The following is a 26,487-nucleotide window of genomic DNA, read 5'->3' as shown; positions in this document are numbered from 1 at the left end:
CAGATATCCAATAGCAATAGCGATCAGGGTCATTATCCAAAAAAGCCTGCTTTCTTTTGATCGGTTCCCTGAGCGGAATCTGTAATTTCTTTTATAGTCTGTCATAATTCAGCGCTTAATCATGATGATAAGGTTCTCCTTTCAAAATGGTGCATGCCCGATAAAGCTGCTCAGCAAAAAATAGGCGGATCATCTGATGTGAAAGAGTCATTTTAGAAAGGGATATTTTTTCATTGCTTCGTTCATAGACCTCATTACTAAATCCATAGGGGCCTCCAATGATAAACACAAGGTGCTGCAGCCCGCTTACCATTTTTTTATTTAAATATACTGAAAAGCCTCTTGAACTGAACTCTTTGCCATTCTCATCGAGCAGAATAACATGGTCGGTACTCAGAATATTTTTAAAGATCAGTTCTGCCTCCCGGCTTTTTTGTTGTTCCTGCGACAGGCTTTTCGTATTCTTTAATTCCGGAATTTCGAGTATCCGGAATGAGATATAATGTTTCAGGCGTTTCAAATAGATGTCAATCCCTTCAATCAGATATTTATCTTCTGTTTTGCCGATGGTTAAAAGAGTGATTTTCATCTGATAGCAATTGTTTTATTATCTGTGCAGGCGGTAATTGTTAACGTAATATAGTTACCGGCCCTGTTTTTTTGATCATATTTCCATTAAAATCGACGGCATCAATCAGATAATAATAGGTCCCAACCGGTAAGGGTTCATTATTGAAAGTTCCTTTCCAATGATTGAAAAGATTATCCGACACAAACATAGAAACCCCGAATCTATTAAAGATCTGTATTCTGTAGGTTTTTATATTGGTCATACTGATCACAAACTCATCATTCAAAGCATCATTATTCGGAGTAAATGTATTAGGGATGAACAGGATATTGTTTGCACTGATCATGAACTGGCCTTGTGAAGTGGATGCACTGCAAACCGAGCTTTTAAAGACAGTCAGCGTTACATCAAAGTCACCCGCACTGAGGTAGGTATGTTCGGGGTCCTTATCGGTAGAAGTATTCCCATCCCCGAAATCCCATAGAAATGCGTCTGCATCTTTAGATTCATTGAAAAAGCCGACCCGGATAGGGAATGAAAGTTTTGCGGGTGGCTTTGGCTCTGAACGGAATGCCGCCACGGGGTTCTTATAAATCGGTGGTACTACAATGCTTACCGTTTCGGTGCTGCAATTCCCCCTGCTCAATGTCAGGGTATAAGTACCTGCTACTGCTACACTTGTGACAGCTATTTCAGGTGATTGCAAATTGGAACTGAAATTATTAGGGCCAGTCCAGTTATAAGTAACATCACTTTGCGCTGCAGTACTGAGCCTGATTACGTCAGTCAGGCAGAAATCAGGTTTATTGACAATGATTACAGGTTTCACCGGACTCAATGCTACGATTACCTCTTGCGTGAAAACGCTGATACAGCCTGAACTTCCTTCTGCTTCCAGACGAATGGTTTTAGTTCCTCCGCTAGAATAAGTAATCGTATTTGCCGGATTACTGCCGCCGGGAGGAATATTTGAACCAGCTCCAAAATCCCATCTGATTTTCTGGAAGTCCTTAGAACTGTTCGTAAATGTGAAGCTTTGCCCGACAGTGCAGGGATTATTATTGGTTATAACAAATGAGGCTGTTGGTGTTTGACCGATAGAAGCTATGTTAACTGAGGCAGGGTCACTTATACAGCCATTCAGGGTGACAGTGACAGAGTATGTGCCCGCCTTTCCTGCACCGTCAACCGGGACTTTGATTTCTGCAGTGGTGGATGTAAATCCTCCAGGACCTGTCCAGGAATAAGTCGCTCCTTCCACTAAATCAACCTTCAGACTTATCGTTTCGCCAACACAGTATCTTGTTTGGAGTCCACTAATTTTTGGTGCATCGGGTTTAATGACATGCATGAAAGTTTCAGTTTGAACAATCGAGCACCCATCGTTATTCTTAACCTGTAAAACAACTGTTTTCAACCCGCTTGTGTTGTAGGTTACGGTTCCAGGATTTTGCTTAGTGCTTCCGGCTATACTTGCACCTTCTCCAAAATACCATTGTAAAATGGTGAAATCAGATGCATCACTGCTAAAGGTATAGGAAGGGCTGGAAGTGCACAGATTATTATCTACTTTCTTGATTTTTGCGGAAGGGCCTTTAAATAAACCGGTTCCGGCTTTGCCGGCTTTGTCGGTGAAGGCAATTTCAAATCCATTATTATTAGCTGAAGCGTTATTTACAAGGAGGGCGTAAACATAACCCTTTTTCATGGTGATGAACTGAACAACCCCATCTTGTCCTGTCCCACAGCCGCTTGCCTCCCTTAAATCAGTTGCGTTAAAGTCTAATCCTGTTTGTACATACGTTGCTTCATTCGCGCAACGTTGGTTGATGCCTTCCCCAGCGGCACATCTGATTGCATTAGAGGCTAAAGGATTCTGTGTATTACCTTCAGGTCCTAATTCATATAATACCCAGTCAATATCGTCCCTTTTGCTTGGTGTAATCGTAAAGACAAGAGTTCCATCATTGGCAGCTGTCCATTTATACCATGCAGAATTTGTTTCTGAAAAGGCAATACCGGGTTGAACATCCAGGCAAGTCCCTACTGCTTCATTGGGATTTAAACCCGCCCCAGATATGTTAACTTCTCTTATAATGCTCTCAATTGAGCAGATTAACGATGCTCCTGAGAAATCCTGCCCTGGTTTAATTTCAGATTGATAATTATCGATACAAAGTTTGAAAGTACCGGTACTGTTGTTTGTCCCGCTGATTCCAATGAAATAGGTAATGCCCGGAACTAATCCTGCACCGGTTATAATAGTCGTATTGCCATCTTTTACTGTTTGTACAGTCCTTTGTGTACCATCGCAACCATTGTACAAACGAATTTCAGGTGATTGTAAAGTACCAGTACCAGGAGAACCACTAATAGTCACCTTAACCTCAAAATTTCTTGCAGTAAACTTAAACCATACATCATTCCCAGTACCAATGAAAGAAGGGCTTGCATTTATATTGCTGTATTGTCCATTGCCTGAACAATATTCACGGGCATCAGTAATTTCAAATGCATTAGCGCACTCATCATTTGCAGGTTGTGCAAATGCAGTAAACACTGAAATGAAAAGAAGGAAAAAAAGTGAAATGTATTTCAATTTTCTGGTGTAGGCTGTTACGAAAATACGAAAAAACCGTCCCGGTTCGTCCAATGTCTGAACTTTGATTTTTTTGATTAGTGGGATTGTTGTGATTTTGATAATCATAATAATCAGATCAATCAGCTGGAATCATGGTTCAGACAAAGGGCTGAGTTCGAATATAAAGAAGGTTAAAAAATACTTTATAATTGGCCAGATAAGGCTCAGAAGCCAAAATAGTTTAATTTTGGAAAGCAATTCCTGCGTGGTATAGGTTGGTTCAGCCCTTTCCTCCGGAGTAGTTCCGGCAAAAAATCGCGTTCTATTTCAAATTATCAATAGCCGGAAGCTACCTCCTCCGGCAAGGTTTATTTTACCCGGAACTGTATTTCATCGGAAAGGGCACCCCGACCAAAGGACCATTTGCCATTGGAAATAAACCCGTGGCAGCTGTAGATTTTTGCCTGGCAGATTTTTATATTACAAAGGAATTTATTGGCAAAAACTACGGCAGAACACGGGACTGGCAAGACCGAAGAAGCACAGACCTTGCTTTCCAAAACAAGAGAAAATAACAGTATCCAACAAGATTTTATATCGAACTTACGCTAGTATTAATACATCGAAAGGACAAAGTGATATTAACCTTTCAAAATTACTTATTCAATATCCCCTTTCTCACCTGAGCTTTCATAATCTCACCATCCGGATCCAGGCTTGTTTTTAATTTCGTGAAGGCCAGAGTGCCCTCAGAAGTGAGGTAGCGAACTTTAGGATTCGGATCATTCATACATCTGATGATTACCTCAGCGATATCTGCAGGTTTTTGAAAGGCCTTTTCCTTAAACTCTTCCGTAAAAGTAGAGCGGTAAGCCATATAGTCTTCCATCAGAGGTTTGTAGTCATCATTCAAAATACCACCGGTCGACTCGAAATATTCGGTCAGGCTATTGCCGAACTCTGTAATCGTGCCTCCGGGCTCAATTAGTGATACATTGATCCCGAAATAGGGCTCCAGGTAGCTTGCAAGGCTTTCTGTTAAACCTTCAAGTGCAAACTTTGCGGCACAATAAATCTCATTTACCGGAGAACCTACAATTCCCCCGACTGAAGAAACATTGATGATATGGCCGCTTTTTTGCTTGCGCATATATGGCATTACGGCTTTGCTGCAGCGGATAGGTCCATAGAAGTTGACATCCATCACCTGCTGAATTTCTTCCATGCTTGCCTGCTCCATCGGTTTGATAAATCCGGCGCCTGCATTATTGATCAGCACATCAATCCTTTGTTCGGCCGAAATGATCTCAGCAATGCATACTGCTATGCTTTTTTCATCCTGAACGTCCAATTGTAAAACCCGGAGTTTAACTTTTCTTCTATCAATTTCCTGATCCAGCAAAGCTCTTTTATTCAGGTTGCGCATGCTTGCATAAACCTGATGGCCCTGTTCAGCAAGCTGAACCGCAGTTTCGAGTCCGATGCCGGTTGAAGCCCCGGTAATGAGAATTACTTTTGACATGATGAAATTTTAATAAAACAGAATTGGATTAAAAGCAAAAAGCCAAAAGTATTGAACTTTTGGCTTTTAAATATTTAACAGGTTAATTTATTAACCCTTTTGATTCATTCTGATAATGTTTAATGCACCACCAGCTTTAAACCACTCAATTTGTTGTTCATTATAAGTATGGTTTACACTGAATGATTCAGTATTTCCATCTGCATGATGAAGAACAATACTCAGCGGTTTACCGGGAGTGAAGTCATTTAATCCACAGATATCAATGGTATCATCTTCAAGTATACGGTCATAATCATTTACATCTTCAAATGTCAATGCAAGCATTCCCTGTTTCTTCAGGTTGGTTTCGTGAATACGGGCAAATGATTTTACCAGAATGGCACGTACACCTAAGTGTCTTGGCTCCATTGCAGCATGTTCACGTGATGATCCCTCTCCATAATTTTCATCTCCGACAACAATACTTCCAACACCAACTGCCTTATAAGCACGAGCAGTAGCAGGTACTGATCCGTATGCACCATTAAGTTGGTTTTTTACGTTATCCGCTTTTTCGTTAAAGAAATTCGTAGCTCCGATGAGCATATTATTAGAGATATTATCAAGGTGACCCCGGAATTTCAACCATGGACCTGCCATAGAAATATGGTCAGTGGTACATTTTCCTTTTGCCTTAATTAGAAGTTTTAATCCGGTAATATCCGCACCTTCCCATGCTTTGAATGGGTCAAGCAATTGGAGACGTGCAGAATTTGGATCTACGAGTACGCTTACTGCGCTTCCGTCTTCTGCCGGTGCCTGATATCCTGCATCTTCAACAGCAAATCCTTTGGTCGGCATTTCCAAACCCTGTGGCTCATCAAGTTTAACCTGTATGCCTTCTGAGTTAGTTAGCGTGTCGGTCAATGGATTGAAAGCTAAATCGCCGGCAATGGTCATTGCAGTAACAATCTCAGGAGATGCTACGAATGCATGGGTATTCGGGTTCCCGTCGTTACGCGACTTAAAGTTTCTGTTGAATGAAGTAATGATAGAGTTTTTACGGGTAGGGTCCTCACTGTGACGTGCCCATTGTCCGATACATGGTCCGCAGGCATTTGCCAGAACAACACCACCCATTTTCTCAAAAGTATTAAGATAGCCATCGCGCTCGACGGTGTAACGTACAAGCTCTGAACCAGGAGTAATTGTGAATTCAGCTTTTGCAACCAGTTTCTTATCAACAGCCTGCTGAGCAAGAGATGCTGCTCTCGAAATATCTTCGTAAGAAGAATTGGTACATGAACCAATCAAACCAACCTCTAAAGTTTGCGGCCAACCGTTTTCACGTACAGCTTCTGCAAATTTTGATATAGGCCATGCCATATCCGGTGTAAAAGGACCGTTTATATGAGGCTCGAGCGTTGAAAGATCGATCTCAATCACCTGATCAAAATAATTCTGAGGATTAGCGTAAACTTCATCATCACCTGTTAAGTGTTCTTTAACCTGATCAGCAAGTTTTGCAATTTCTTCTCTTTCAGTACCTTTTAAGTATGTAGCAATTTTATCATCGTATCCAAACACTGAAGTGGTTGCACCAATTTCAGCACCCATGTTACAGATTGTTCCTTTTCCGGTTGCTGAAAGTGATCTTGCTCCTTCTCCGAAATATTCAACAATATATCCGGTACCGCCTTTTACAGTCAGGATACCGGCAACTTTAAGGATTACGTCTTTAGCCGAAGCCCATCCTGAAAGTTTTCCTGTTAGTTTTACACCAATCAGCTTAGGGAACTTTAACTCCCATGCCAAACCTGCCATTACATCACAGGCATCAGCACCACCAACACCAATGGCTATCATTCCTAAACCACCTGCATTTGGTGTATGAGAGTCGGTTCCGATCATCATACCACCAGGGAATGCATAGTTTTCTAAAACTACCTGGTGGATAATACCTGCCCCCGGTTTCCAGAAACCAATTCCATATTTGTTTGATACAGAAGCGAGGAAATCATAAACTTCTTTATTCTGAGTATTGGCAGTTGCCAGATCCTCGTCAGCACCAATTTTCGCCTGAATCAGGTGATCGCAGTGTACAGTCGAAGGTACAGCTACTGTTGGTCTGCCGGCTTGCATAAACTGCAATAATGCCATTTGAGCTGTTGCATCCTGCATCGCAACACGGTCAGGGGCAAAGTCAACATAAGTGACTCCACGCTCATGTGCTTCGCTTGCGTTACCATCCCATAAGTGGGCATATAAAATTTTCTCTGTTAATGTAAGTGGCTTACCAACAACTTTACGCGCTGCCGCAAGACGCGGACCGTAGTTGTCATAAACCTTTTTGATCATGTCTAAATCAAATGCCATCTTATTTGCTTGATTTTAATTTATTCCCAATTCTAATTGCGAGCGAAGTTACATAAAACGACCTTAAAAATGAATAGAAAAGGCCATTGAAAACGCAAAAAAATATGTATTATCTGAAAAATAATACACAATTTCCCGAAAATGAAGGTGGGGAGAAGTTTAGAATAACCTGATTTCGATAATAGGAAGGGTAAAATAGTACGGTTAGAATACATCAGATAAGGCTCTGGAGCAATAATAATTTGTTTTTTGAAACCAATACCTGTGTGTTATAGGCTGATTCCGCCCTTTCCTACGGAGTATTTCCGGCAAGAAATTGCGTTCTATGTCAAATTACGAATAGCCGGAAGATACCTCCTGCGGCAAGGTTTATTTTACCCGGTGCTGTTTTTCATTGGGACGGATAGCCCTGCAAGATTTTGTATTGAATCGCTGCTGGTGCGCGCGTATCGCGCATTCCAGGAATTAAATTAACAAGCACACGCTACACGCGTGCGCCAGCATGGGATTTTATCTCGAACTCAGGTTAGACCAGAAAAAATGAGAAATTATAAGCTTTCGCTTAGTTCCTCATTTTTATTTGTGAAAATTTGTAAGTCATTATAGTTTACTTCCCATGTAACAGGAAGCGCCTTTTTGAGCATGCTGCTTACCCCGCAGTATTTTTCCTGAGAATCGGTAACGGCTTTTATTGCTGCATCTTTTGCAGCTTCAGAACCTTTAAAATTATAGATCAGGTGAATAGCAATATATTCAATTGGTGCTTGTTTGCTTATTTCACCGATTGCTTTGATATCAAAATCATCAACCGGCTGTCCAAATTTTCTGAGCAGTGATACAACATCCATACCTGTACAACCGGAAAGGGCTGTCAGTACAAATGGCTTAGGAACAGGGCCATTATCTTCACCGCCAACTTTTTCAGGTGCATCCATAATTACGGTATGACCGTTCACTAAGGCATTGAACTGCATTTTACCCATCCACTGGGTCTCAATTTCATGTGTCATGATCGCTGATTTCTAGAGATTTTCGATTACTCTGCGTAATTTACCGCTTACAGCAGAGGCGACTTCTCCAAGTGAATCATTTTTTATTGCCATCATTGATGCAATCGGATCAACTGCAGAAACTTCAATTCTGCCATCTTCGTGTTCCTGAACAATTACATTGCAGGGCAGCATAGTACCGACCTTGTCCTCAGACTTAATTGCCTCAAATGCGAAGTTTGGATTGCAGGCCCCCAGGATACGGTATTTGCGGAAATCCACGTCCAGTTTCTTTTTAAAGGTTTCTTTAACATCAATTTCAGTAAGTACACCGAAGCCCTCTTTTTTAAGTTCATCAGTAACTCTGGAGATGGCTGAATCAAAATCTGTGTTTAGGATTTTAGAGAAATAGTAGCTCATGGTTTTGTCTTTTAGGATTTGAATGATACTCAAATCTCACCTTTTTTCTAGCCGGAGAGTGTTACTATTGTTACATAGAAAAATTGATGTCAGAATTTTTGGAACAGCTGATTAACCCTCGTAAATCACTCCTGAACTAGGGGTTTCTTTTAGTTCGATCCTTTTTAATTCAGGAATCATGGGCTTTAATTTGTTCCATAACCAGATAGTCAGGATTTCGCTGGTCGGGTTTTCGAGTCCCGGTATTTCGTTCAATAAATGGTGGTCCAGAATATCAATAACGGGTTTGATATGCTTTTTAAGATCTCCATAATCAATGATCCATCCAGTTTTTTCATCGGGATGCCCTTCCACAAAAACACTGAGGGCATAGGTATGACCATGCATATTGGCACATTTATGTCCCTCTGGAACATTGGGAAGAAAATGTGCTGAATCGAAAGTAAATTGCTTGTAAATTAACATGCGGCAAAATTAGATTCTAAATTAAAGATAAAAATGATCCTGATCAGTTTTGCGGATTATTTTCAACCAGAATACTGAGTGCAGTTCCGCCAAAACCTGCTGCATTGATGAGGATTTTTTGCAGGGATTTAGGCTGCTTTTGCTGAGGAAGATATGGCACCTGAATAAATTGATTATGTTTCAGCATTAAAAGAGCCATTTCCAGACTTAGCGCACCGGAAGCCCCGAAAGTATGTCCGATTTTCCATTTATTTCCGGTTAAAAGGGGCTTGTTTTTACCAAAGATGGTTTCAATGGCTATCATTTCAGAGCTGTCGCCCAATATAGTGCCCGGCGAATGCATGATCACCGCGTCAACAGTTCCAGGATCATGACCCTCCAGAGCTATTTGCATTGATTTTTGCAGGCAGTCCGCATCTGCAGATAAGGAGGCTCCATGACTAATGATCTCTGTTCCAAAACCTATACCTGTAATAAATCCAATCGCGTTCTCAGAATTAAGCTCCAGGCAAAAACAGGCCGCACCTTCTCCCAGAATCAGGGTATTTTGCTCTTTTTTAAGATCCATACTCCTGCAGGGATAATCCTGATCAAGTGTAGAATATATTTTGAGAGCTTTCATCTGGGCAATTGTAAAGGGCGTTAGGGGAGCCTCGCTGCCTCCGGCTAAAAAGCGTTTGCAAAAGCCTGCCCGGAGCCATGCAGCGGCATTGGCAATCGACTGTAAAGCCGTTGAGCAGGTGGCAGAATGCGAAATGGCTGGCCCGCTTATATTCTGGTCGCAGGCAACCCAACTGGCAATATTCCCCAATGTGGTGCCGGGAGAGGTCAGTGGATTTACTTTTTGGCTACCACTCTCGATAAATTCACTGTGATATTTTTCAAAGCTTGCAGTTGCTCCTCTGGATGAACCCATATTAATACCAAATCCCTCACCGGTATTCCACCCCGCTTGCTTTACAGCGGTTCTTGATGCTGCAATGGCATAAAGTACACTGGAATCAAGCTGCTGATATTTCTTATCCTTAATCAGTCCGGTAATTAGTTCTTTCGACTCAAGGGAAAGTCTTGCTACCCATTCCGTTTTGTTAATTATCTGCTCCCTCTGAAAACAATGCTGATTATCCAAATATTTGTTCCAGACAGATTCACTGTTTATACCCAAAGCCGAAATACTTCCGTAACCACTTATCGCTATTTTTAGGTTTTTCATTATCGAAGGTAAGGTTGAAAATGAGGATTTGAGAATATCAACATTATAAATCAGCAATAGATTGGGAGAGTTTTGTTTTTTTAAAGCGTTTTAAACAGGAAACCTTGTTGAGTTAAACTTTCAAGAACGGCAGGCAGTGCATATTCCAGACGTTCGAATGCTTTCAGACTGTCGTGAAAAACGATAATTGAACCATTTTTGCAATGCTTTAAGACATTTTCGACGCATTGTTCTTTCGTGATGCTTTCATCAAAATCACCACTAAGTACATCCCACATCACGATTTCAGTCTCAGGAAAATGTTTTCTGATTTCAGTTATCTGTGATTTTTTTATCCTTCCATAAGGTGGTCTGAACAGACGTGTGCCTGTAAGTAAGGAACCTTTTCTTACATTGTCCAAATAATCGCTGGCTGATGATTTCCAGCCCTTGAGGTGATTATAAGTGTGATTTCCCACCGTATGTCCTTCGGCGATTATATCAGATAAAATTGATGGATGCTTATCTATATTATCGCCAATACAAAAGAAGGTGGCTTTGCAATTAAATTTTTTAAGAGTATTTAATACAAAGGGTGTAACAACTGCTATAGGTCCGTCGTCAAAAGTGATATATGCATATTTTTCTTCGCGGCTTTTATGCCAGGTTAGGGTAGGGTATAACCATCTAAGCCAAAAGGGGGAATAAGCTAAATACAATTGCCTTTTAATAATTTACCACGAAGATAAATATGTTATGAATTAAATGATAGTATTTTTAGAGTGGATTTACATCCTAACCAATCTTGTTGAATAATATATGAAACATCCAAACCCTAAGGTCTTTTACAGATATAGTGTTTTTGCCTTATTACTGGCCGGCTCAATAATGAATCCGATTTTTGCGCAGGAGCGTATCACCTTGAAAAGGGCTACTGAACTGGTCATTGAGAATAACCTTCAGATCAAGCAGGCGCAATTTTCTGAAGCCATATCCGAGGAGAACCTAAGCCAGTCTAAGCTTGCCCTTTATCCGACACTGAATGCGAATACAGGTCTTAATTTTAACTTTGGGCGTAGTATTGACCCATTGACCAATCAGTTTATCAATCAGGCAATCTCATCAACCAGTGGAAACGTTACTTCCAACACCAATTTGTTTCAGGGATTTAGAAGGATGAACGAAATATCCCAGAACAAACTCCAGCTTGAAGCTGATAAAAGCAATACCCAAAAGGTTAAGAATGATCTGGTGTTGGCTGTCGTAACCAATTATTTATCTGTACTCAATGCTCAGGACCTTTTAATAGCATCACAGCAGCAACTGGATATCGCGAATCAGCAACTGGATATAGAACAAAAATTCTTTGATGTAGGTAATAAGACGCTAGCCGATCTTTCGCAGGCGAAATCGCAGGTTGCTACTGCAGAACTAAATGTCACCAACGCGAAGAATCAGGTTGATCTATCATTCTTAAATCTCGCGCAGTTATTGGAGCGTGATCCATCAGTATCATTTGAAGTTGAAAAACCTCAAATTGATAATGTTAGTAGTGTTAATGCGGCCTATTCTGCTGTAGATGTTTTCAAAACCGCTTCATTGAATTTCCCGGATATAAAGCTTGCTGAATACAGAAAACAGGTACTTGAGAAAGAAATAGATATTGCAAGAGGAGGCTATTTCCCATCCCTCAACCTTCAGAGTGGTTTTGGTACCAGGTATTCTAACGGAACATTTGCCAATACTTCTTTTGCTGCACAGGTAAAAGATAACTTCAACCAGTTTATCGGTTTTGGCTTGAGTATTCCAATTTTCAACGGACTTGCAGCCAAGTCTAATGTGCGTAGGGCAAATATTAATTTTCAAAATGCAATGTTGTCTGAGCAGCTTGCAAAAAACAACCTGAATAAAGTTATTAACCAGGCTGTTTACGATCTCAGAGCTGCCGAGAAACGTTATTATTCTGCACTGACTGCTTATGAGTCATCAAAGGAAGCATTCAATGTAATACAGCAACGTTATGCAGTTGGTTTGGTTAACTCTCTTGATTTTAATCAGGCACAGACAAATTTAAATAGAGCACAGTTTGATCAGATTCAGGCACGTTATGATCTTATTTTCAGAAGTAAAGTAATTGATTATTATCTGGGCAATCCAATCACCTTTTAATCAGAAAAATTTCCCCTTATATCAAAAAAATGGCAAAGAAAAGTAATACGTTAAAATATGTGCTCATTGGAGCAGGAGTCCTCGTAGTTGTGGCAGTTGCGGGTAATAAACTCGGCTGGTTTGGCAAAAGCGACGTTATTAAAGTGGCAGTTGATAAGGTTGAGAAGCGAACCATCATCGAAACAGTTTCTGCCAGTGGTAAGGTGCAGCCCGAGGTTGAGGTAAAGTTAAGTGCTGAAGTATCCGGGGAAGTTGTAGAATTGCATGTTAAGGAAGGTGATGTGGTTAAAAAGGGACAATTATTGTGTAAGGTTCGTCCTGACGTACTTCAGTCGGGTTATGACCGCGCAGTAGCATCCCTGAATAGTCAGCGGGCTTCACTTGCAAGTACGCAGCAACAATTAAAGCAATCTGAGGCGAATTTTGCCAATACCGAGGCAAAGTACAAACGTAATCAGGAACTTTTTTCTAAAAAGGTAATCTCTGCCGCAGAGTTTGATGCAGTAAAAGCCGAGTATATGGGTGCAAAAGCGAGTCTTGAATCAGTTCGTCAGAATGTTGTAGGATCTCGTTTCGGTGTCGATCAATCGAGTGCTGTGGTAAAAGAAGCAGGTGCAAATCTTGCTAAAACTACTATTTATGCTCCGGTTGATGGCGTAATTTCAAAGCTTTCTGTTGAATTGGGAGATCGTATCCTTGGTACTTCACAAATGGCTGGAACAGAGATTATGAGGATATCTAATCTGAGCTCGATGGAAGTTAGTGTGGATGTTAATGAGAGTGATATTAACCGTGTTACTGTAGGTGATCTTGCTGATATTGAGGTAGATGCTTTCCAAAATCAGAAATTTAAAGGAGAAGTTACTGAGATAGCCAGTTCCTCGAGTGTGGTTGGAACTTCAACCGATCAGGTTACCAATTTTACCGTAAAGGTTCGGATTTTACCTGATTCTTATGCTAAGCTTCTTCGTTCTGATAGTGCAAATCCATCTCCATTCCGTCCGGGACTATCGGCTACCGTAGATATCCAGACCGAACAGTTCAATGGAATTGCTGTTCCGATCCAGTCGGTAACTATTCGAGATGAGAAGAAAGATGTAAAGGAAGGTGAAAAAGCTGCAAAACCATCATCTGCACCAACTACCGACAAGAAGGAAAAAGATAAGAATGCAGAACCTGTCAAAGAATATGTATTTGTTTATAGTGCCGGAAAGGTAAAACAGGTACAGGTTACAACTGGAATTCAGGATGATACCTATATTTATGTAAAAACTGGTTTGAAGGGTAATGAAGAGGTTGTATCACTTCCATTTACTGCAATTTCAAAAACACTGAAAGACGGCTCGATCGTTGAGAAGGTTGATAAAGAACAGCTTTTCAAAGCTGAAGGTAAAGAGTAATTTAACAGAAATACCTAAATTTCCCGCTTAATGTGCTGATATTTATAGCTCATTAAGCGGGATTATTTTTATGGTACAAATTCAGAAAAAGATAGCTGTAGTTGGTGGAGGTAGCTGGGCAACCGCGATTGTAAAGATCTTGTCCGATAATCTGATCGGTAAGGAGATTTATTGGTGGATGCGAAACCCGGAGGCAATTGACCATATCCGTCATTATAATCACAATCCGCATTACCTGAGTTCAGTGGAAATAAGAATCCCTGACAGGAACCTCAGTACTAACCTGAAGGAATTAATAGCACCTTGCGAATTGATTGTTCTGAATGTGCCCGCAGCCTTTTTAAAAGACGCATTGAATGGTATTAGTCCGGAGGATCTGAAAGGCAAAAAGATAATTTCTGCAATCAAAGGTATAGTTCCCGACGAGAATATGATCATCGGAGAGTTTCTGAATAAGCATTATCAGATACCTTTCAGTGATATCATTGTAATCAGCGGACCCTGCCATGCGGAAGAGGTGGCACTTGAGAAATTGTCCTATCTGACCATTGCTTCGCAGGATGCAGGCCTGGCAGCAGATTTTGCATCGATGCTTAATACCCGTTACATTAAAACAAATGTTTCCGATGATATTTATGGCACTGAATATTCTGCAGTTCTGAAAAATATTTATGCTATTGCAAGCGGTATTTGTCGTGGTATAGGTTACGGAGATAATTTCCAGGCAGTGCTTATTTCGAATGCAATTCGCGAGACTTCCCGTTTTGTTGAGGCAATACATCCAATACAAAGGGATATTAAAGAATCGGCTTATCTGGGAGATCTTTTGGTGACAGCTTATTCACAATTTAGCCGTAACCGTACTTTTGGTTTTATGGTCGGTAAGGGTTATACGGTAACATCTGCCCAACTGGAGATGAATATGATTGCAGAGGGTTATTATGCCGTTAACTGCCTTCATCAGATCAATAAAGCCTATAAAGTAAATATGCCAATCTGCCGTGCGGTGTATGCAATTCTTTATGAAAGACATTCTCCACAGATTGAGATGAAATTATTGTCGGAGCAACTGACTTGAGTATTGAGTAGTGAGTATTGAGTAGTGAGTATTGAGTAGTGAGTAGTGAGTATTGAGTATTGAGTAGTGAGTATCAAGAACCAAGACTTATTCTGGCTTCAATTAAAATTTGTGCTCAAGGATATTAAAAAAAGGTAATTCATTTGATAATTACTAACAACCAACAACTAAATAGTCTGTCTTGATTCCTGGTTCTTGGCTCCTGGTTCTAAACAAAAAAAGGAGCAAAAACTCAGGTTTAACCTTCGTCTTTGCTCCTTATACTTTGCTCTTTATTCTTCTAGATGCGTCTGCGTCTGTCGCCGCCTTCACGGCGTGCTCCACCGGCATTGCTTCCGCTACGATCTTCACGGCGTTTGCCAGAAAAATCACGGAAACCACCACCGCCGCTACCACCTTCGCGTCTGCCGGCACCGCCGTTTCCGCCACGGTATCCGCCACCACTTCCACCTTCTCTGCGTCCAGCACCGCCGCCTGCGCCACGGTAAGAAGAACCACCACGATCACCGCCTCCGGCATCCCGGTCGCCTGCTAATTCAATACGGACACTTCTTCCCTGGAAATCAACAGTTTTGAAACCTTCAACAACCTGATTGACTGCAGAATCTTCAACTTCAAAGAATGTAAACACACCTTTCAGGTCAATCTTTCCTACACTTTTTCCGCTGATCTTGGTATTGTTGCAAATGAATCCAAGCATATCTCCACGCGTGAAATCATCCACTGAACCCAGGTTCATAAACAATCGGGTATATCCGGCACTAGTGCCTGATCTCATTGGACGCTCAGAACGGTCACCTCTTTCAGAACGCTCAAATCCTCTGTCATCAGAAGAAATATTGAGATCAGGGGCTTTGGAATAATATTCAAGGAAACGGTTAAACTCAAGGGAAGCAAATCTTTTAATGATTTCTTCTTTATCCAGATCTTTAAATTCATCCATAATACGCGGGATGTATTGTTCGATCTGCTCCTGGTTAACCTCTACATTATGTACTTTATGAACAAGGGCAAACAATTGCTTTTCGCAAACGTCAAATCCGGTTGGAATCTCAGCTTTTGTAAACTGCTTACCTATGGTTCTTTCTATATGACGGATTTTACCAAGTTCTTTGGAGTTGATGATTGCGATAGAAATACCTGTTTTACCTGCACGACCGGTACGGCCACTACGGTGGGTATAATTTTCGATTTCATCAGGCAATGAATAATTGATTACGTGAGTAACATCATTCACATCAATTCCTCTTGCTGCAACGTCTGTAGCAATCAGTAACTGAAGGCTGCGTTCGCGATAACGCTTCATTACTTTATCGCGTTGCTGTTGTGACAGGTCACCATGTAAGGCATCTGCATTATAACCATCCTTCATTAATGACTCAGCAATTTCCTGAGTTTCAATTTTAGTACGGCAGAATACGATCCCGAAGATCTCAGGATTGAAATCAACGATACGCTTAAATGCTGCATATTTATCTCTTGCTTTTACAATATAATACTCGTGTTCGATATTGACATTTCCGGTATTTTTGGTACCCATAGTCAGTTCGAAAGGATCAGTCATGTATTTTTTTGCAATACGACGAACTTCGTTTGGCATGGTTGCAGAGAATAACCAGGTTTTTTTGTCCTCAGGAGTAGTTGACAAAATACTGTCAATATCTTCCTGGAAACCCATGTTAAGCATCTCATCTGCTTCGTCGAGTACAACGAATTGTACCTGAGTAAAATCAATTGCTTTACGATTGATGATATCAAGCATACGGCCAGGAGTGGCCACTACGATCTGAACGCCGCGTTTGATCTGGCGTAACTGATCTGAAATGTTTGCTCCGCCATAAACAGCAACGACTTGAACGTTTTTCATGTTTTTGGCGTAGTTTTTTATATCATTAGTGATCTGAAGGCAGAGTTCACGTGTAGGACATAAAATTAGCGCTTGTGGATAATTTTCTTCAAAATCCAGTAATTCTAATAGGGGGAGGCCGAAGGCTGCCGTTTTACCGGTTCCTGTTTGAGCTAATCCGACAAAATCGTTGCTGCCTGAAAGTAATACCGGGATAGATTGCTCCTGGATTGGTGTGGGATTTTCGAATCCCAGTTCAGTAATGGCATTAACAATATCATGACGGATACCCAAGGTAATAAATGGGTTCATGATAATTTTTATAGCCCTCAGCTATATTGCTGAAAGCGCCGCAAAGGTAAGGTTTTAATTTGGTATTTTCTTATTAAGCTGAAGATGGAGCTTTATGACTAGAGTTTAGGGATATGCCGGGTGTTGGAATTTGGAAATCATCAGTTCTTAGCCCTATGAATTAATAAATTCATAATTTCATTTGCATCAATGTTTATTTTGTATTTTCAAATGTTCTTGAATTCCGGCATTTCGGTCTTGGTCCTGATTTTGCCAATCAATAAATCTGTGTGAAAATAAATTAATTTAAACGAAATTATCTGTATTGAACATACTCTCATCACTTAGAAAAAGATAAAAAATAATTATTAATCATAAAATGAAACGAAGAAACGTAATTAAAGGATTAACACTGCTTCCGTTCGCAGGAACTGTGCTTAGAAATCAATCTGTACAGGCAAATACTCAAGTTGCCGGTAGTAATAACATAATTGAAACATCAACATCCAAGTCAGCAAATTCAGCTTTCATGGATGAAGCAAATATTTTTCGTTCCATTGGTGTCGAACCTGTCATCAATTGTATGGGGACTTTTACGATTATTGGAGGTTCTTTAGAGCGTCCTTCCGTTCGTGCAGCTATGGAGGCAGCTGCACATAATTTCGTGCAGTATGATGAACTGGCCGATGGAATTGGTCAGAGGCTGGCTGATCTTACGGGTGCTGAGTGGGGTATGGTATCGGCGGGATGTGCTGCCGGACTTAAACATATCACAGCTGCCTGCGTTACAGGAGGAAATCCCGAGAAATTAATCCGTATTCCTGATTTGAGTGGTTTTGATAAGAATGAAGTGATTATACCAGATTTTTCAAGGAATGCCTATGATCATGCCATACGAAACATTGGAGTTAAAATTGTGAGTGTGAAAACACCGGATGAGCTTCGGAAGGCAATTAATCCACGTACTGCAATGATCTATATCCGCTCGACCGATACAGATACATTTACCGGACAGCCATTATCACTTGAAGTGATTTCGCAGATAGCTAAACCACACCAGGTACCGGTATTAATTGATGCCGCTGCAGAGAATTTGACTTTACCACCGGTCCATCTAAAGAGAGGAGCCACAATTGTTGCGTACAGTGGTGGAAAGGCAATTTGCGGACCCCAATGCGCTGGTTTAATGCTGGGTGATAAATCTATTTTAATGTCTGCATGGCAGGCAAGTTCTCCGCATCATGGTCCGGGCCGCGACAATAAAGTAGGCAGAGAAGAGATGGTTGGGATGATGGCAGCAGTAGAAGACTGGGTAAAGCGTGACCATGATGCCGATTGGAAGAAATGGTTGGGATGGCTGGATACTATTTCAAAAAGATTAAGCCCGATTTCGGGTTTGAAATTAGAAGTGATTGAACGCATCTTACTTGATAATAAAACGCCAGTATTAAAAATTAGCTGGGATCCCCAAAAACTGCATATCAGCGGGTTTGAACTTGCTGAAGAACTGGGAAGAAATAAACCCAGAATTGCGGTTTGGGCAGAGGATGATAGTAGCGGGGAGAGTTTTTTTAATATCACCACCGGGCAAATGCAGGCCGGAGAGGAAAAAATTGTAGCAGAAAGAGTGTTTTCAATTTTCTCGAAAAAGCGTAATCCTAAACCTGAAAGCATGATGGCACCTGTAGCTAACCTTAGCGGGCGCTGGGACTTAAGCGTTCAGTTTTTCAGTAGTGTCAGTCAGCACTCATTAAATATCGTGCAGGATGGCAATTGGTTGAGCGGAACACATAAGACTGAATTTCAATCAGGAAGTATGAGTGGGACAATTGAGGGAAATCGGGTCATGATGCAAAGTGCTATGCGAATTGTGGGTGATGATCTGTCCTATCAGTTTTCAGGGATTGTAAATGGAGACAGCATGTCTGGTGATATTCATCTCGGTGAGTACCGCACAGCTAAATTCACAGCTAAACGAAATGTGCAGAAAGCGCCAAGAAGAAAAGTGAATATTCCTGCAGGTCCGCCATTGGCAACCTGATCAGGCCGCTAAATTTTAAAGAATTCAATAAATAATACAACAGGCTATGAAATCAACACGAAGATCAGTTATAACCAGCCTTTTTTCAACCATTGCCGGACTTGCAGGATATAGTCTGGTGGCTCAGTCCCAGACTCCCCAAAACAATGATGCCCCGTTTTTGAGTACAGGTACATCCCCGGATGTTACCTTGTATCCCGGATCTATAAGATATGGAAATCTGGTTTTTGTCTCAGGGACCGGTGCAGATGCGGAATCCGTTTTTGAAATCAAGGCTGATACTGATTTTGTACTAAAAAAGATGGAGAAGAGATTGCTTGCTGCAGGCTCCTCGATGGAAAAGGTATTGAAAGTCACCGTATTTTTAAGTGATATGGCTGATTTTGATGGGATGAATGAGGTATACAGAGGAAGGTTTGGTAAAAAAACACCAGTTCGCTCAACTGTTGCAGTTGCTAAAGGAGGAATTCCGGGTCGATCGATTATTGAGATTGATTGTATTGGATATGTATAAAAATAGGATGTTCTCAAAAAATATATCTATCGTCCGGTGGCTGCATTTAGAATTGTAACGAACAAGTATCAATTCTTTGTATTTAAAATGTAAAATTTTATATTGGAATCAACTTTTCAAAAATCAGGCTAATAAATGAAAATTTTACAGAATGAGTCAGAAATTTTACGCCTTGTTTCAGAGGGTAATGAGCTGGCATTCCGTGAAATTTTTAACCATTATAGTAGCAGGCTTTACAACTATACTTTCAGGATAACTGATGATGAAGAGCTTTCAGAGGAGATCGTGATGGATGCATTCCTGAAGGTTTGGTGTAATCGTCAGGGTCTTGGCGAAATAGTTCATTTTGGTTCGTACCTGTATACATTAGTTAGAAACAGAGCATTTAATGCGATCAAACGCAGAGCTCTGGAAGCTGTGATAATTGGTAAACTCAGCTTAAATAATTCCGAATATCAGGATACCACAGAAGAAACAGTGATTTATAAGGAATATCAGCATATTCTAGGTCAGGCTGTTAATCAGTTACCACCTCAGCAGCGAATTGTATTTAGCATGAGTCGGGATGAAGGTATGAAGTACGAGGAAATAGCGAACCACCTTAATCTTTCTAAAAATACGGTTAAAGCTCATTTAAAAAAGGCATTAAGTACCCTTCGGCTAGTTGTTTCAAACTATTTGGTGCTGAATATTTATATCTTATTTTCTAATATTTGATCAGAATTTCTATCTGATTGAGAATATTTTTTTTTGACTAACCCTTTTTTGTTTCTCGCCTGTCTTTATTATATAGATATGGATAGAGGAGGAAATCACCTTTATTTAAAATTTTAGATTATGTCAATTCATAGGTTCAGGTACCTTTTTCAACAGTTTATCAAAAAGACGGCTTCCTCTGATGAAATTGAGGAATTTCTTGCAATGATGAAGCGGGAAGACTTTGATGATGAGGTAAAGATTCTTTTGGATGAATTCTGGAATCAGGTTGCTTCAGACGCTCCAATTCCTGAAGAAAAAGCTGAGCGCATCTTTAATTCAATAATGGCTTCTTCAAGAGAAAAAGAGTCATTTCTAAAACTCAAAAGTAAAAGTTTTTGGTATAGATCGGCAGCTGCCATATTTATAATCGGACTTTCTGCAATGTTTTATTTAAGCAGATCTGGAATTTCAGAATCTCAACAGGTTAAGGTGATTTTAGAAAAGCCAAAAATAGTGGAAAAGCCTACCCGTCGGTTTATTAACCTTCCCGATGGTAGCTCAGTTATCCTTAATGAAAACAGTCAGATTGAAATTGCTGAAAATTTCAATTCTGATGCGAAACGTGAAGTTTACCTTATGGGGGAGGCCTATTTTGATATTAACCATGATTCAGAGAGGCCTTTTATTGTGCATACAGGGAAGTTGAAAACTACAGTTCTTGGAACCGCTTTCAACATTAAGTCAAGTGCCGGTGCAAAGACAGTTACAGTTACGGTTACCAGGGGAAAGGTTGAAGTCGGGGATGAAAACCAGACTTTTAATGTGATTACACCGAATGAGCAAATTGTTTTTAATGAGGAACATAATAATGTAGTTAAGACTCCGGTTAAGGCAGAGTCATATATCAAGTGGACAAACGAAGATATTTATTTTGATGATGTAAGTATTAAGGATGTGGCTAAGCAGCTTCAGGAAAGGTTCGGAGTTTCTATTGTATTTTCAAACGAGCAGATTAAAACTTGCAAATTCAGTGCTACATTTTTGAAATCTCAAAGCCTTCCACAGATATTAAATATTATTGCTGAGTTTAATCAGATTAAGTACCAGTTCAGGGACAATAAAGTCGTAGTTCTGGATGGTTCAGGTTGTGAATAATAATTGAATAGAAGTTGTTTAAAATAAAAAAATATACCATGTATAAGAAATTACCGCCCTAAAACATCAAAACCCCCTGAATACTTCACGGCAATGAAGCATTCAGAAGGTTTCGCGCTATTGGTTAGACCTATAGCAGTTTTAATCTAATTCATCCATAGAGAGGATTTTAATCAAATAAAACATGTAAAAGTATGAAATATTTTACAAACAATACCTCAGGTGTTGCCATAGTGAATACTATCACAGGTAGCTCTAACCTCAAAAACTATATAATACATATTATGCGAATTGGCTTTATATCCATTGCCTTTCTACTCGTTTCTTTACAGATGCTACTGGCTTTACCAGCTAATAGCCAGAAGATTGGTTCAGTAGAAGTTAGGTTAGAGCTCAGAAACGAGACTTTATTGTCTGCGTTTAAAAAAATCGAACAACAAACTCCCTTTCGCTTTGTGTATCGCAAAGGGGAATTGATGACCTTACCTTCAAAAAATATTAGTCAATCAACTTATACAGTGGAGCAGGTGCTTAACATGCTTTTGGAGAACACGCATCTTTCTTATAAGCAAGTTGATAATAATGTACTGATTCAATCAAACAACAACAAGCCTGTAAAACAAATTAAAACGCAGGAAAATATAAACTTCGTTGCTGATATTCTTATCCGCGGACAGGTTACTGATTCCAAAGGAGAAACTCTCCCTGGGGTAAGTATTAAAATTAAAGGTACTAATACCGGTGCCACAACTGATCTTGATGGAAAATACTCTATAAATGTTCCTGATAATGGCAGTGTTTTGGTATTTACATACATAGGTTATAATACCCAGGAGCTTGTTGTAGGTGACAGAACCACAATTAACATTCAATTGGAAACTGCAAATACAGTGTTGAACGAGGTAGTTGTAACTGCTTTGGGTATTTCAAGGGAATCGAAATCTTTAACTTACTCTGCACAGAATGTTAAAGGAGAAGAACTAACAAAGGCTACAGGAACTAATGTGGTAAATGCTTTGCAGGGAAAAGTTGCAGGTATGACTATAACCAGAGGGTCAGGTGGTGTTGGAGGAGGATCAACGGTTTTACTCCGTGGAAACCGCTCAATAACAGGTAATAATGCACCTTTATATGTTACAGATGGTGTTCCTGGAAGTATAGGTATTGAAGATGGAGATAATATTGAGAGTATTACTGTACTTAAGGGTGCAGCGGCAGCTGCACTGTATGGTAGCGCTGGTCAGAACGGAGTAATTCTTATTACAACTAAACGGGGAAAGGCTGGAACAACATCTGTTGATTTTAATGGAGGGGTTCTCTTTGATCAGGCTGATATTCATACTGAGCTTCAAAGTGAATATGCGCAGGGCGATGCTGGAATTTATGTTCCATCTTCAGAGCATAGCTATGGCCCTAAAATGACAGGTCAAAGCGTTGCATTATGGAATGGAAAGACCATATCACTCGCTGGGCAACCAGATAACTTAAAGGATTTCTTTCGAACAGGGGCAACTTATAATAACTCTTTTAGTATCAACACCGGAACTGAAAAAATGCAAACATTCTTTTCATACGGGAATATAATGGCTCAGGGAGTGATGATGAATAATGATCTTACAAGACATAACCTGACATTAAGAGTAAACAATACAATATCTAAAAAACTTTCTATTGATACCAAGTTAACTTATAATGCAGAAAATGTTGATAATAGCCCGGTAAGCTATGCTATTACTTCTATTTATAGAACACCTGTTTCAATTCCAACAAGTGAGATGAGGAATTATATGTATACAGATGTAAACGGTAATCTCCGGCAGAATTATTGGAAACCGGGGTCCTCAATTATCGGGAATCCTTATTTCTACATGTACCGAAATCTAAATAACGAAAATGTGAGTCGTGTAGTAGGACTCCTTTCAGCAAAATACGATTTTAATAATTGGTTATCTTTTCAAATTAGAGGTAATATAAACAGGACTTTTTCTGAAAATGAAAATAAGACCTATTCTGATTCATATTGGAGTACTGTAGGGTCAACATATTCTATGGGTTTTAATAATAATATCAACTCAAACATTGATGGATTATTAACATTTAAAAGGGATCTGACAAAAACCATAAATTTATCCGGTCATATTGGAGGATATACCCAGGGGAGTACAAATCGCGGGACTACCAGTAATACCAATGGTTTAAATAAGCAGGATTTTTTCTATTTGGGTAATGCAAGGGCTATTCAGGCTGTTAATACATATTCTCAAAGCCCTCTTATTCAGTCTGTTTATTCCTCACTTACTTTTGCCTACAAGAATTATTTGTATTTGGATGTTACAGGAAGAAATGACTGGTCTTCAGCGCTTCCAGGAGGAGAAGAATCGGTTTTTTATCCTTCAATTGGTTTAACAGCAATTGTATCTGATATGGTTAAATTGCCTTCCTGGGTTTCTTACGGTAAAGCTAGAATTTCGTCAGCTAATGCCGGAAACGGAGGTAATGCCTATTTTGGAAAAGAGTATTACAGGGTTGGTATTGGAGGTCTTATTTCAACTCCAACAATTCAGACTTTTGATAATTATAAACCTGAATTAACCACTTCCTTTGAAGCAGGCTTGGATTGGAGATTTTTCAACAATCGCTTAGGTTTTGATTTAACATATTATAAAACCAAAACGACCAATCAGTTGCTTCTCATAGGGGCGCCGTCAGCTTCAACTTACGATCAAAGATATATTAATGCCGGATTGATTGAGAACAACGGTATCGAACTTATCATGAATGTTACCCCTATCAAACTTGGAAGTTTTTCATGGGATGCAACATTTAATTATTCCAAGAATAACAACAATGTTGTACGAATTACTGATGAACAAAAGTCGGTAATAATACAAAGCGACGATATCGTTACCACAAGGGTGGAAGTAGGCAGGCCTTTTGGTGAATTGTATGTGAAAGGCTGGCAAAGGAATGCACAAGGAGGCAAATTGGTCGACAATCTGGGGCGTCCATTACTTACCCCGGGTTTAACCACGTATGCCGGTAATTTTAACCCTGATCTCATGGCAGGTTTAACAAATAGTTTTAACTATAAAAATTTGTCATTTGGTTTTCAAATCGATTACAGAAATGGGGGGAATATAATTGCGGGTACTCAACCATTGTTAGATGCGGATGGACACTCGAAACGTTCTTTAGAGGGTCGTGAAGGAGGTATTGTATTAGATGCTTACCGCGCAGATGGTACTAAGAATACGACTTCAATAACATCTCAAGCCTATTTCAGTACCATAGGTGACAGGAAACCTACTGGTGAAGAATACAATTATTCTGCAACGAATATGAGATTAAGAGAAATGACATTGGATTACAAAATTCCAACAAAGTTGCTGACCAAGACGAAATATATTAAGGGTGCAAGGATTTCCTTGATTGGAAGAAATTTATTCTTTTTTAGCAAGTCAACTCCATTCGATCCTGATATTGCACGTGGCAGGGGAGGAAATGAGTATATCGCACTTCCATTTTCAAAAACATTTGGTCTTAATTTGAAAGCATCATTTTAATCTTAATAAAGAGTTAGATTAATGTCATTACATTATTAAATTTTAGGAAATGAAAAATTATATAAATATTCCGTTAAAGCTTAATATGCTATTTTTAGTGCTTGCTGCAGCTATTCTGAGTAGCTGTACAAAGGAGTTTGACGAAAGAAATACCGACCCTACAGCCGTTACGACATTAAGTCCAACTGATTTGAAGGGTCTGTTCCCAAATGCACAATGGCAGGGAGTTGCTCTGGGCGGCGGAACACAATATCAAAGAGGAGTGAACGCATTTGCTGATTTATATGCTCAGTATTTTGCTGTAACTCAAACATCCTTCGCATCGGATCGTTTTGATTTAACTCAGGCTCGCTTACAAAATCATTGGATACGGTCATATGTATTTACCATGCCGTCATTATTAACAATTATTAAGCAAACACAGACACCCGAAACTAAACCTTTGAATGCAATTGCGCGAATTTGGAAAGTATTTAGTTTAATGCGTATTACAGATTATTATGGACCTGTACCTTACTCAAAAATTGGCTCTACGGAAAAAGCAGTTGCTTATGACTCACAGAAGGATATCTATTACGATTTTTTCAAGGAATTAACCGAAGCAAGTGCTGATCTTAAAAATAATATTGCACTACCTGGTTATGGATCTCAGGATTTGATTTACAACGGGGATAATGCCAAATGGCTTAAGTTTGCAAATACGTTACGTCTACGTCTTGCGTTGAGAATTTCCAAAGTAGATGCTGCTAAAGCAAAGACTGAGGCTGAGGCAGCCGTTGCTAACGGTGTTATGACAGTTGTTGCTGATGATGCCTATTTGAAAGTTGATCCCGCCCGTCCGAATGCCCTTGGATTTATCTCAGCTTGGAATGAATTCAGGATGAGCCAAACTATGGAGAGCTTCTTGAAAGGCTATGATGACCCACGCCTTAGTAGCTATTTTCAACCAGCTGTTAATGATAAGCAATACCGTGGGTTAAGAAATGGGATGATTCCAGCTCAAATTGTTTTACCTCAAAATGGATATAATAACGCTTCTAATCTAAACGACCGTTTTACACCAGTTAAAATGACTACCGAGCCAATGACGGTTATTCGTTCTGGCGAAGCGTATTTACTCCGGTCAGAAGGTGCCGTAAATGGCTGGAACATGGGCGGGACTGCGGCTGAATTATATGCCAAAGGTATTGAAATGTCTATGCGAACGAATGGCATTACCGATGTAACAGTTATTAATAGTTATATAAATAGTACTAATCTTCCCTCTGCTCCCGGAGGATATTTTAATACTCCTGCTATAAGTGATATTCCTGTAAAATTTTCTAGTGATCCAACTAAGCAGCGAGAACAGATTGGAACACAAAAATGGCTGGCTTTATTCCCTGATGGACAGGAAGCCTGGGCCGAGGTCAGGAGATCAGGCTTTCCCAAAAGATATAATGTGATTAATTCGGATAATCCCGATGTTCCAGTTGGGAAATTTGTACGTCGCATTGTATTTCTTGAATATGACAAGGATAGGAACGGGCAGGCTGTGAAAGATGCAGTAGCTCTTTTGGGGGGACCTGATTTAGCTTCAACACCTCTTTGGTGGGATAAAAATTAAGTACACAGGTTTTTTTAATTACTGAAC

Annotated in this window: 19 protein-coding genes; 9 read left to right on the top strand and 10 right to left on the bottom strand. The window is 39.9% G+C overall.

Translation table 11 applies throughout. From position 1 onward, the window contains the following. Positions 1-115: 115 nt before the first annotated feature. The 9 genes from rlmH to Q8M41_RS14515 all read right to left on the bottom strand — a co-directional run bounded on the left by rlmH (position 116) and on the right by Q8M41_RS14515 (position 10,817). The gene (gene rlmH, locus Q8M41_RS14555) at positions 116-589 is read right to left on the bottom strand and encodes a 23S rRNA (pseudouridine(1915)-N(3))-methyltransferase RlmH (RefSeq protein WP_305366014.1); all 474 of its coding nucleotides are present in this window, start codon (positions 587-589) and stop codon (positions 116-118) included. Positions 590-629: 40 nt separating this feature from the next. Further along, positions 630-3,278, bottom strand: a complete 2,649-nt coding sequence (locus Q8M41_RS14550) for a gliding motility-associated C-terminal domain-containing protein (protein ID WP_305366013.1) — start codon at positions 3,276-3,278, stop codon at positions 630-632. A gap of 529 nt (positions 3,279-3,807) precedes the next feature. After that, positions 3,808-4,674, bottom strand: a complete 867-nt coding sequence (locus Q8M41_RS14545) for an SDR family oxidoreductase (protein WP_305366012.1) — start codon at positions 4,672-4,674, stop codon at positions 3,808-3,810. A 90-nt stretch (positions 4,675-4,764) separates the two neighbouring features. After that, entirely contained in the window at positions 4,765-7,032 is a 2,268-nt protein-coding gene (locus Q8M41_RS14540) for an aconitate hydratase (RefSeq protein WP_305366011.1), read from the bottom strand. A 548-nt stretch (positions 7,033-7,580) separates the two neighbouring features. Next, on the bottom strand, positions 7,581-8,042 hold the full coding sequence (locus tag Q8M41_RS14535) for an OsmC family protein (protein ID WP_305366010.1): 462 nt from the start codon (positions 8,040-8,042) through the stop codon (positions 7,581-7,583). A gap of 12 nt (positions 8,043-8,054) precedes the next feature. Next, positions 8,055-8,441, bottom strand: coding sequence for a DUF302 domain-containing protein (locus Q8M41_RS14530; RefSeq protein ID WP_305366009.1), 387 nt, complete (start codon positions 8,439-8,441; stop codon positions 8,055-8,057). Positions 8,442-8,552: 111 nt separating this feature from the next. Beyond that, entirely contained in the window at positions 8,553-8,906 is a 354-nt protein-coding gene (queD, locus tag Q8M41_RS14525) for a 6-carboxytetrahydropterin synthase QueD (protein WP_305366008.1), read from the bottom strand. Positions 8,907-8,949: 43 nt separating this feature from the next. Continuing rightward, positions 8,950-10,119: a beta-ketoacyl synthase N-terminal-like domain-containing protein gene (locus Q8M41_RS14520; RefSeq protein WP_305366007.1), complete on the bottom strand. Its 1,170-nt coding sequence runs from the start codon at positions 10,117-10,119 to the stop codon at positions 8,950-8,952. 80 nt (positions 10,120-10,199) lie between these two features. Then, on the bottom strand, positions 10,200-10,817 hold the full coding sequence (locus Q8M41_RS14515) for a polysaccharide deacetylase family protein (RefSeq protein WP_305366006.1): 618 nt from the start codon (positions 10,815-10,817) through the stop codon (positions 10,200-10,202). Between the two features lie 100 nt (positions 10,818-10,917). Between Q8M41_RS14515 and Q8M41_RS14510 the strand changes: the two genes are divergently transcribed. The 3 genes from Q8M41_RS14510 to Q8M41_RS14500 all read left to right on the top strand — a co-directional run bounded on the left by Q8M41_RS14510 (position 10,918) and on the right by Q8M41_RS14500 (position 14,745). Then, positions 10,918-12,267 carry a TolC family protein gene (locus Q8M41_RS14510; RefSeq protein WP_305366005.1) on the top strand — a complete coding sequence of 450 codons (1,350 nt, stop codon included), beginning with the start codon at positions 10,918-10,920 and terminating at the stop codon, positions 12,265-12,267. A gap of 29 nt (positions 12,268-12,296) precedes the next feature. Then, positions 12,297-13,667 carry an efflux RND transporter periplasmic adaptor subunit gene (locus Q8M41_RS14505; protein WP_305366004.1) on the top strand — a complete coding sequence of 457 codons (1,371 nt, stop codon included), beginning with the start codon at positions 12,297-12,299 and terminating at the stop codon, positions 13,665-13,667. A 70-nt stretch (positions 13,668-13,737) separates the two neighbouring features. Further along, positions 13,738-14,745 (top strand): NAD(P)H-dependent glycerol-3-phosphate dehydrogenase, encoded by a 1,008-nt coding sequence (locus Q8M41_RS14500; RefSeq protein ID WP_305366003.1) that lies wholly within the window; start codon positions 13,738-13,740, stop codon positions 14,743-14,745. A gap of 280 nt (positions 14,746-15,025) precedes the next feature. On the opposite strand, the gene Q8M41_RS14495 is transcribed toward Q8M41_RS14500, so the two are convergent. Continuing rightward, positions 15,026-16,903: a DEAD/DEAH box helicase gene (locus Q8M41_RS14495; RefSeq protein WP_305366002.1), complete on the bottom strand. Its 1,878-nt coding sequence runs from the start codon at positions 16,901-16,903 to the stop codon at positions 15,026-15,028. 358 nt (positions 16,904-17,261) lie between these two features. Between Q8M41_RS14495 and Q8M41_RS14490 the strand changes: the two genes are divergently transcribed. The 6 genes from Q8M41_RS14490 to Q8M41_RS14465 all read left to right on the top strand — a co-directional run bounded on the left by Q8M41_RS14490 (position 17,262) and on the right by Q8M41_RS14465 (position 26,460). Then, complete coding sequence (locus Q8M41_RS14490; protein WP_305366001.1) at positions 17,262-18,923, top strand: aminotransferase class V-fold PLP-dependent enzyme; 1,662 nt, start codon at positions 17,262-17,264, stop codon at positions 18,921-18,923. A gap of 46 nt (positions 18,924-18,969) precedes the next feature. Next, entirely contained in the window at positions 18,970-19,437 is a 468-nt protein-coding gene (locus tag Q8M41_RS14485; protein ID WP_305366000.1) for a RidA family protein, read from the top strand. Between the two features lie 135 nt (positions 19,438-19,572). Next, the gene (locus tag Q8M41_RS14480; RefSeq protein ID WP_305365999.1) at positions 19,573-20,154 is read left to right on the top strand and encodes an RNA polymerase sigma factor; all 582 of its coding nucleotides are present in this window, start codon (positions 19,573-19,575) and stop codon (positions 20,152-20,154) included. A 120-nt stretch (positions 20,155-20,274) separates the two neighbouring features. After that, positions 20,275-21,291: a FecR family protein gene (locus Q8M41_RS14475; protein WP_305365998.1), complete on the top strand. Its 1,017-nt coding sequence runs from the start codon at positions 20,275-20,277 to the stop codon at positions 21,289-21,291. Between the two features lie 194 nt (positions 21,292-21,485). Further along, entirely contained in the window at positions 21,486-24,854 is a 3,369-nt protein-coding gene (locus Q8M41_RS14470; protein WP_305365997.1) for a SusC/RagA family TonB-linked outer membrane protein, read from the top strand. A gap of 49 nt (positions 24,855-24,903) precedes the next feature. Continuing rightward, on the top strand, positions 24,904-26,460 hold the full coding sequence (locus tag Q8M41_RS14465) for a SusD/RagB family nutrient-binding outer membrane lipoprotein (RefSeq protein ID WP_305365996.1): 1,557 nt from the start codon (positions 24,904-24,906) through the stop codon (positions 26,458-26,460). Positions 26,461-26,487 lie beyond the last annotated feature (27 nt).

Source organism: Daejeonella sp., assembly GCF_030684675.1.
Lineage (GTDB): Bacteria > Bacteroidota > Bacteroidia > Sphingobacteriales > Sphingobacteriaceae > Daejeonella.
This window is presented reverse-complemented; position numbering and strand designations above follow the sequence as displayed.